The sequence below is a fragment of the Marisediminitalea sp. genome, from assembly GCF_984433645.1.
In genome coordinates this window covers 1-8,248 of sequence record NZ_CFIDRX010000189.1, presented here as the reverse complement: position 1 = coordinate 8,248, position 8,248 = coordinate 1, and the positions used below count along the sequence as shown (strand labels likewise).

9 protein-coding genes and 1 pseudogene are annotated in these 8,248 nt (G+C 49.6%); all 10 read right to left on the bottom strand.

Going from position 1 to position 8,248, the window contains the following annotated elements; all coding sequences use genetic code 11:
- Positions 1-184, bottom strand: a pseudogene (locus tag AC4MRN_RS17790) (DNA polymerase III subunit delta); the annotation flags it as partial.
- Positions 181-798, bottom strand: a complete 618-nt coding sequence (gene tmk / locus AC4MRN_RS17785; protein ID WP_073324719.1) for a dTMP kinase — start codon at positions 796-798, stop codon at positions 181-183. The pseudogene AC4MRN_RS17790 and the gene tmk, both read right to left, overlap by 4 nt.
- Before the next feature lie 6 nt (positions 799-804).
- The gene (gene mltG / locus AC4MRN_RS17780) at positions 805-1,818 is read right to left on the bottom strand and encodes an endolytic transglycosylase MltG (protein ID WP_491204028.1); all 1,014 of its coding nucleotides are present in this window, start codon (positions 1,816-1,818) and stop codon (positions 805-807) included.
- Positions 1,811-2,632: an aminodeoxychorismate lyase gene (gene pabC / locus AC4MRN_RS17775; RefSeq protein WP_491204027.1), complete on the bottom strand. Its 822-nt coding sequence runs from the start codon at positions 2,630-2,632 to the stop codon at positions 1,811-1,813. The genes mltG and pabC overlap by 8 nt, the downstream gene beginning before the upstream one ends.
- A gap of 137 nt (positions 2,633-2,769) precedes the next feature.
- On the bottom strand, positions 2,770-4,008 hold the full coding sequence (gene fabF, locus AC4MRN_RS17770; RefSeq protein WP_073324722.1) for a beta-ketoacyl-ACP synthase II: 1,239 nt from the start codon (positions 4,006-4,008) through the stop codon (positions 2,770-2,772).
- Positions 4,009-4,090: 82 nt separating this feature from the next.
- Complete coding sequence (gene acpP / locus AC4MRN_RS17765) at positions 4,091-4,330, bottom strand: acyl carrier protein (RefSeq protein WP_018981476.1); 240 nt, start codon at positions 4,328-4,330, stop codon at positions 4,091-4,093.
- A gap of 202 nt (positions 4,331-4,532) precedes the next feature.
- On the bottom strand, positions 4,533-5,273 hold the full coding sequence (gene fabG, locus AC4MRN_RS17760) for a 3-oxoacyl-ACP reductase FabG (RefSeq protein ID WP_073324723.1): 741 nt from the start codon (positions 5,271-5,273) through the stop codon (positions 4,533-4,535).
- A 16-nt stretch (positions 5,274-5,289) separates the two neighbouring features.
- The gene (fabD, locus tag AC4MRN_RS17755; protein ID WP_073324724.1) at positions 5,290-6,219 is read right to left on the bottom strand and encodes an ACP S-malonyltransferase; all 930 of its coding nucleotides are present in this window, start codon (positions 6,217-6,219) and stop codon (positions 5,290-5,292) included.
- A gap of 50 nt (positions 6,220-6,269) precedes the next feature.
- Positions 6,270-7,235, bottom strand: a complete 966-nt coding sequence (locus tag AC4MRN_RS17750) for a beta-ketoacyl-ACP synthase III (protein WP_073324725.1) — start codon at positions 7,233-7,235, stop codon at positions 6,270-6,272.
- Positions 7,232-8,248 (bottom strand): phosphate acyltransferase PlsX (gene plsX, locus AC4MRN_RS17745; protein WP_491204026.1); only part of this gene is annotated, 1,017 nt, incomplete at its 5' end. The genes plsX and AC4MRN_RS17750, both read right to left, overlap by 4 nt.

Genomic DNA, 8,248 nt, shown 5'->3' with positions numbered 1-8,248 from the left:
CAGAGGGCTGCAAGCACAACAGTCCTTTCATCAAGGCATTGGCTAACTGGCGTTTACCAATCCCTTCCGGACCGCTCAATAACAAACCGTGGTGCAAACTGTGCTGTAAAAAGCGCTGCATTAAGGCCTGGCGGGTCGATACCAGCCAGGGCAATAAATGTTCAGACGCGGCTTCAGTGATCATTGCAGAAATTGCTCCACCACTTCTTTTACCTGCTGGTGTACATCGGGCATTGCCTGCATTGCGCTTATAGTAACAATGCTGTCATCCTGCTCAGCCAGTGCCTGATAGCGTGCACGGGTACGCTCGAAAAACGCCAGACCGGACAACTCTATGCGGTCCAGTTCGCCACGACCTCGGGCCCGGGCCAGGCCGGTTGCCGGCTCCACATCCAGGTACAGGGTTAAGTCCGGGCTAAAGCCTTTTAACGTCAGGTCCCGCAGTGTTGTAAGGGTTGTTTGCGAAATTCCGCGCCCGCCGCCCTGGTATGCCTGCGACGATAAATCATGGCGATCGCCAATTACCCAGGTATCGTTCGCCAATGCTGGCTTGATTACATTCGCCAACAATTGCGCCCGTGCTGCGTACATCAGCATTAATTCGGTTTCTTCAACGACGGTTTCCTGCCAGTTCTGCTTTACACACTCACGAATGGCTTCAGCCATAGGCGTACCGCCTGGCTCTCGGGTGGTTATGGTCTTGTGCCCTTTTGCATTCACTAACGTCTCAATGAGTGCAATCACAGAGCTTTTCCCTGCGCCCTCAAGGCCTTCAACAACTATAAACTTTCCGCTCATGGGCGATCACTTATCCTCTTTCTTTAACTGGTACTGCCTGACCGCCTGATTGTGCGCCTGCAGCGTAGCCGAAAACACATGGCTGCCGTCGCCTTTTGCCACAAAATACAAATCTTCAGTCACTTCCGGCAGTAAGGCCGCTTCTACTGCCGCTTTACCAATCATCGCAATGGGCCCGGGTGGCAGGCCTTTGTGCACGTAGGTATTGTAAGGGGTGTCTTCCCGAAGGTGCTTGCGCGTTAGATTGCCGTCGAAGCGGTCGCCAAGGCCATAGATAACGGTGGGGTCAGTTTGCAGACGCATATTGCGCTCAAGACGATTCACAAATACACCCGCAATATGCATGCGCTCGAATTCAAGCGCGGTCTCTTTTTCAATAATCGACGCCATAATTAACACTTCAAACGGCGCGTTGTAAGGCAATCCACCCAGGCGTTGTTCCCACCGTTTCAGCAAAAATGCCTGCATAGCGTCTGACGCTCGCTGCACAATTTCGCTCGCTTTGGTACCGTTGGTGAAATGGTATGTATCGGCCAGTAACAACCCTTCCAGCGATGTCACTGGCTGTTTGGCATAAGGTTGCCAGCTATCCAGAATGGGCTGCAGTTGCTCAGCGGTCAGATCATTGTCTAACCATTCACTGTCTGCCAGTGTTTGCAGCCACTGGTCAAAAGTCAGTCCTTCTATCAGCGTAATGTCATATTGCACTTCTTGCCCCGAAGCCAGCAACGAGAACACCGCTTCAAGATTACTACCGGGTTGAATTTCGTAAGTACCGGCACGAATATGTGTGTCTCTGGCTACCAGCTTCAACCATACTCTGGCCACACGGCGAGACATGGGGAGCCAGCCTTTTTGTTCGAAATCGTTAATGGTGGCTATCGCAGACTGTCCGGCAGGCAAGGTATAGTGCACCGCCTCTTCAACCAGTAAGGGTTTGCTCGTCTGATACTGAAACCAACCGTTCAGTGTCATTACGGCAGCGACCAGCAATAACACCAGAATAATAAACTTACGCACGGATACATTCCTGTTTGTAGGCGCCTGCCAGTGATTGCTGCAGCGCTTTTACGGGGGCCAGAGAGTACTCATGTATTTCTGAAGAATGCGCATTGACCAACGAGTGGACAGGGACAATTTGCATAAGCGCATTTGACAGCATCACTGCTTCAGCGTCGTACAAATTTCGCAGGTGATATTCCCCCACTTCGACGTGTTCGGTGTGCTCCAGTATAAACTGTCGCATTACCCCATTTACCCCTGCTTTTGACAAATCAGGCGTAAACCAAACGCCCTTTTTAAACCAAAACAGGTTAGCCGCACTGGCTTCAATGACTGTGGTATTAGCGTCTGTGACAACACAATCATCACAGTCCATGGCTTGCATGGCGCGTTTAACTAACACCTGTTCAAGGCGATTAGCATGCTTCAAACCTGCCAACAAAGGTTGATGTGCCAGCGTAACCGGAGACACCCCCAGAGAGATCCCTTGTTGACGCCATGTTTCGTACAAAGCAGGCACGGCATGCCAACTTACTGCCAGCGAGACAGCCGCTTGTTCTGGTCGTGAATAGCCTCTGCCGCCCTGACCACTGCCAAGTAAAATTTTGAGCACGCCATCTTGCTGTTGTTGCATGGCAGTGCGAATCACATCTTCTATTGCGGTGGCGGTTACTGTGATGCCCAGCGCGGCAGCGTCGTTAACTAATCGCGAAACGTGACGACACAGCAAGCCAACGCGGCCGTCTGATACGTGCATAGTGGTAAAAACACCGTCACCATAGTTCGCTAAACGATCGTTTAACGCAAACTGGTCGAGTGGTTGTAATGACACAGACTCTGACATGTCCTGCTAAACAAAAATATCCATAATGTTGGCGAGTATATCAGTAATTGGGCGGGAAATTTACTCTGTTCCAAAACAAAAACGGAAGCCGAAGCTTCCGTTTATCTTGATTGTTTACGCAGTAATTACAGTCGCTTGAAAATCAAGCTGCCGTTAGTACCGCCAAAGCCGAAGGAGTTACACAGTGCGTAATCTTCTTCAAAACCTTTTGCTTTGTGCGCAACGAAGTCCAGGTCACAACCTTCGCCCGGATTGTCCAGGTTAATGGTTGGCGGCGCCATTTTGTCGCGCAGTGCCAACACGGTGAAGATGGCTTCTACGGAACCCGCTGCACCTAACAAATGGCCTGTCATCGACTTTGTAGAGCTCACTAAAAGGTTATGCGCATGCTCACCAAATACGCCTTTCACTGCAGAAACTTCTGCAATGTCACCAGCAGGTGTAGAAGTACCGTGGGCATTGATGTAACCGATTTTTTCCGGTTCGATTTGCGCATCGTTAATGGCATTTACCATTGAAGCTGCTGCGCCTTCGCCGTTTTCTGGCGGAGAGGTCATGTGATACGCATCACCACTCATACCGAAACCGACTAGCTCTGCATAAATCGTAGCGCCGCGAGCGACCGCTGATTCATACTCTTCCAGCATGACCACACCTGCGCCTTCACCCATAACAAAACCGTCACGGTCTTTGTCCCATGGGCGACTTGCCTGTTGTGGAGCATCGTTACGAGCAGACAACGCGCGTGCTGCAGCGAAACCTGCAATACCCAGCGGCGTGATGGTCGCTTCCGCACCACCTGCCAACATGGCATCAGCATCGCCATAAGCGATGGTTCTGGCCGCGACACCGATGTTGTGTACACCTGTTGTACAGGCTGTCACGATGTTCAGGTTAGGCCCTTTCAGTCCTTCCATAATAGACAGGAAGCCTGAAATCATATTAGTAATCGTTGATGGAACAAAGAAAGGCGACACACGACGTGGCCCGCTGTTCATCAGCTTTACGTGATTCTGTTCAATTTGTTCGAGGCCACCAATACCCGATCCAATAGCCACACCTACCCGGTGCGCATTGTCGGCGGTAACCGCTAAGCCTGAATCGGCTAAAGCCTGTTTACCCGCTGCAATCCCCAGTTGGATAAAGCGGTCCATTTTCTTGGCTTCTTTTTTATCGATATATTCTTGCGGATCGAAGTCATTGATTTGACCTGCAAACCGGGTTGAATATTCACTGCAATCAAAATGGGTGATTTCACCGATCCCACTTTCACCCGCCAACAGGCGTGTCCAGGTCTTGTCGACCGACAAACCCAGAGGGGAAAGCATACCCAGACCAGTAACCACTACGCGACGTTTTGTCACAAAATGCCCTCGCATTGGAACTTATAAGGAAGGTAAACAGAAAACGGCTCGTTATCGAGCCGTTTTATCTGGAAAAAGATGCTTACGCGTCTTTGTTTGCGTTGATGTAGTCGATAGCAGACTGAACAGTCGTGATCTTCTCAGCTTCTTCATCTGGAATCTCAGTGTCGAACTCTTCTTCTAACGCCATTACCAACTCAACAGTGTCAAGCGAGTCAGCGCCTAAATCATCAACAAACGATGCTTCGGATTTAACTTCTTCTTCTTTAACACCAAGCTGCTCAACGATGATTTTTTTTACGCGCTCTTCAATGTTACTCATAATTCTAGGTTTCCCTTAACGTCACTAGATACAAAAAATGCCGCTAGTTTATTTTGCAAGTCTTAACCTTGCAAGCAACCAGTAGAAACAAATGGCCTGGTCAAACCAGCAGCTAACCAAGTTTAATCAACAAGATTTTTACATTCAAGGATTTATCTCGTTACGTGTCAATGTTCTTTGCATAAAACACGCAAACTCAGACTTATCCCATATACATGCCACCATTCACCTGAATGGTTTCACCTGTTATATATGCTGCGCCAGTGCTTACCAGGAAGCTGACTGTCGCGGCAATTTCCTCTGGCTGACCCAAACGGTTCGCCGGAATATCTTTAAAAATCGCTTCGCGTTGTTCGTCGCTCAGCGCTTTTGTCATATCAGTATCAATAAATCCAGGCGCGACCACGTTAACCGTGATGCCACGCGAAGCAACTTCGCGTGCCAACGACTTAGAAAAGCCGATTACACCCGCTTTTGCAGCAGCGTAGTTTGCCTGACCAGCGTTACCCGCACAACCTACTACCGATCCGATCGACACAATGCGACCGAAACGCTTCTTCATCATTCCACGCAAAACGGCTTTTGACAATGAAAAGATAGACGTCAGGTTGGTATCCATGATCGCTTGCCATTCGTCATCTTTCATGCGCATTAGCAGATTATCGCGTGTGATACCGGCATTATTCACTAAAATCTCAACCGCGCCAAATTCGTCTGTAATGGCTTTAACCAAGGCTTCAGATGCGCCTGGCTCGGTTACATTCAGTGTCATGCCTTTACCGCCTGACGCTTGCAAATACTCTGTAATGGCGGCAGCACCGGCATCGCTGGTTGCAGTACCAATAACAATTGCGCCCTGCTCTGCCAGTTGTGTGGCAATCGCTTTACCAATACCACGGCTGGCACCAGTAACTAACGCAATTTTACCCTGTAAATCACTCATGTTGTTACGTTCCTGTTTACGCTTCCTGCCACGCACTCAGCGTGTCAGGTGTGTTGATAGCGGAATAATTAATCGATTTAGCAATGCGCTTGCCCAGCCCGGTCAATACTTTACCCGGACCTACTTCAATAATGGTGTCGATGCCTTCAGCGGCTAAAAACTCAACGGTTTTCGTCCACTGTACCGGGCAATAAAGCTGACGCACCAATGCGTTGCGAATATTGTCCGGGTTGCTTTCTACTGCAACGTCTACGTTGTTAACCACTTTTACAGATGGCTCGCTTAACGTAATGCTGGCAAGGGCGTCGTCTAACTGATCCGCGGCCGGACGCATTAATTCGCAGTGCGAAGGTACGCTAACCGACAGCGGTAATGCGCGCTTGGCACCCGCTTCTTTACAAGCCGCCGCGGCTTGTTCAGCGGCTTTGGTTTCACCTGCAATTACCACCTGACCTGGTGAATTGTAATTGACCGGCGCAACCACATCACCTGTCGCAATGGCCGTTTCGTTACAGATATCGGCAATTGCGTCGTCGTCCAGTCCAATAATGGCATACATAGCGCCTGCACCCGCTGGGACAGCTTGCTGCATAAATTGTCCACGCGCTTCAACCAGCTTAACGGCATCTTCAAATGCCATTGCACCGCTGCAAACTAACGCCGAGTATTCACCCAGACTGTGACCAGCCATGTATTCAGGCTCGATACCCTGTTCAGCAAGAAGGCGATAAATAGCCACACTGGCAGTCAGTAACGCAGGTTGTGTGACTTGTGTTTCATTCAGTTTTTCAGCGTCGTTTTGTACCAACGCCCACAAATCGTAACCTAATACTGCTGAGGCTTGAGAAAATGTATCGATAATCGAAGCATGTGTTTCTGAAAGTTCTTTCAGCATGCCAACCGTCTGAGATCCTTGACCGGGAAATACGCAGGCGATACGAGACATAAGAATTCCTTATTATTTTTCTGATTAAGGTCGAATTACATCTGGTGCGCTTAGTAGCGCACTAATGCAGATGCCCAGGCAAAACCACCGCCGAATGCTTCCAGCAGCAAGTGCTGGCCACGTTGGATTCTGCCGTCGCGCACAGCGGTGTCTAACGCCGTAGGAACGGTCGCCGCTGAGGTATTGCCATAGTTTTCCAGCGTCAGAACGACCTGATCTAATGACATATCCAGCTTTTTCGCTGTCGCTTTAATAATTCGGAAGTTTGCTTGGTGAGGCACCAACCAGTCAAGATCAGATTTGGCCATATTATTTGCAGCCAGGGTCTGCTCTACTACCTCAGAGAGTTTGGTGACCGCCACTTTAAAGACTTCATTGCCTTTCATGACGCCCCAGTTTTCGTGGACAGACTGCTCGTCACCACGCGTAGGGTTACCCACATACAACAAATCAGCGTAAGAACCAGCTGCGTTAATATGAGTAGATAAAATACCAGGCTCGTCACTGGCTTCAATAACCGTTGCACCTGCAGCATCACCGAACAAAATCACCATAGTGCGATCAGACGGGTCAACTAAACGGCTTAAACAATCGGTACCGATTACCAAAATACGCTTGGCCATGCCGCTTTTTATATACTGGTCGGCTACGCTTAATGCATAACAGTAGCCAGCACAGGCTGCAGCAACATCAAAAGCTGGAATATTGTCCAGCCCGAGAATCTTTTGGATTTCGCATGCGCTGCTGGGTAAGGCGTAACGGCCTGACGTTGTTGCACATACAATCATGTCGATAGATTTTGGATCAATGCCCGCCGCTTCAAATGCTTTTTTGCTGGCCTCGGCGCCCATAGTAGCGGCCGTTTCGTGCGGGCCGGCTATGCGGCGTTCTTTGATACCGGTGCGGTCTGTAATCCATTCGTCGCTGGTGTCCACCATGACTTCGAGATCAGCATTGGTGCGCACATCACTGGGATAATAACTTCCCGTCCCGATAATACGTGAAAATTTGCTCAAAGTTGCTCCAATAAAACGGTTTCTATTTTACTTTTTATTTTTTCTGGTACGTTCATCTCAGCTTCCTGCTTGGCTTGCAGGATGGCATAGTAGAATGCGTCTGCCGAGGCGTTACCGTGGCTCTTTATCACAATGCCGCGCAATCCTAACAGACTGGCACCGTTATACTGGTCGGGGTTCACCCGGTTGTAGACGGTTTTTAACAGTGGAAGGGCAATTCGTGCCATTAATCGACTGAAAAAGCTCTCCTGAGACTGGCGCTTCACTTCATTTATTACCAGTTTGGCCAGTCCTTCACAAGACTTAAGCGCTATGTTGCCAGTAAAACCGTCGGTTACCACTACATCGGCGTTGTCGGTAAAGATGTCATCACCTTCCACATAGCCGATGTAATTTAAGCCCCGCGCATTTCGAAACAGCTGGTCGGCGTATTTGACTTGCGCGTTGCCTTTAATATCTTCTTCGCCCACGTTTAACAGTGCTACGCGGGGTTGTTGAATACCGCTGATTTGTTCAGCCAGTACAGAGCCCATGACACCATATTGAAACAGGATCTCAGAGGTACAATTGACGTTGGCGCCCAGGTCCAGCAAAAACACCCGGTGATGACTCGCCGTAGGCATATCAGATACCAATGCGGGCCGGTCGATGCCGGGGAGTGTTTTCAACACGTAAAACGCGAGCGTTAACAGTGCACCAGTATTTCCGGCACTGACACAGGCGTGCGCTTCGCCGGCTTCAACCAGCTCAAGCATTTTACGCATGGACGACTGCTTTTTATTACGTAACGCTGACGTGGGGGCCTCTCCCATTTCAACCGATTGTTCGCAGTGCTGCACTACAACGCGCTGACGCTGGTCGTCGGTTAAATCTTCTAATGCGGGAGATATGATTTCTTCACGACCGCACAGAATAAACTGTACATCGGGAAGTGTTTGAATTGCTTGCTTTGCAGCGGAAAGGATAACAGGGGGACCATGATCGCCCCCCATGATATCTAACGCAATGGTTAG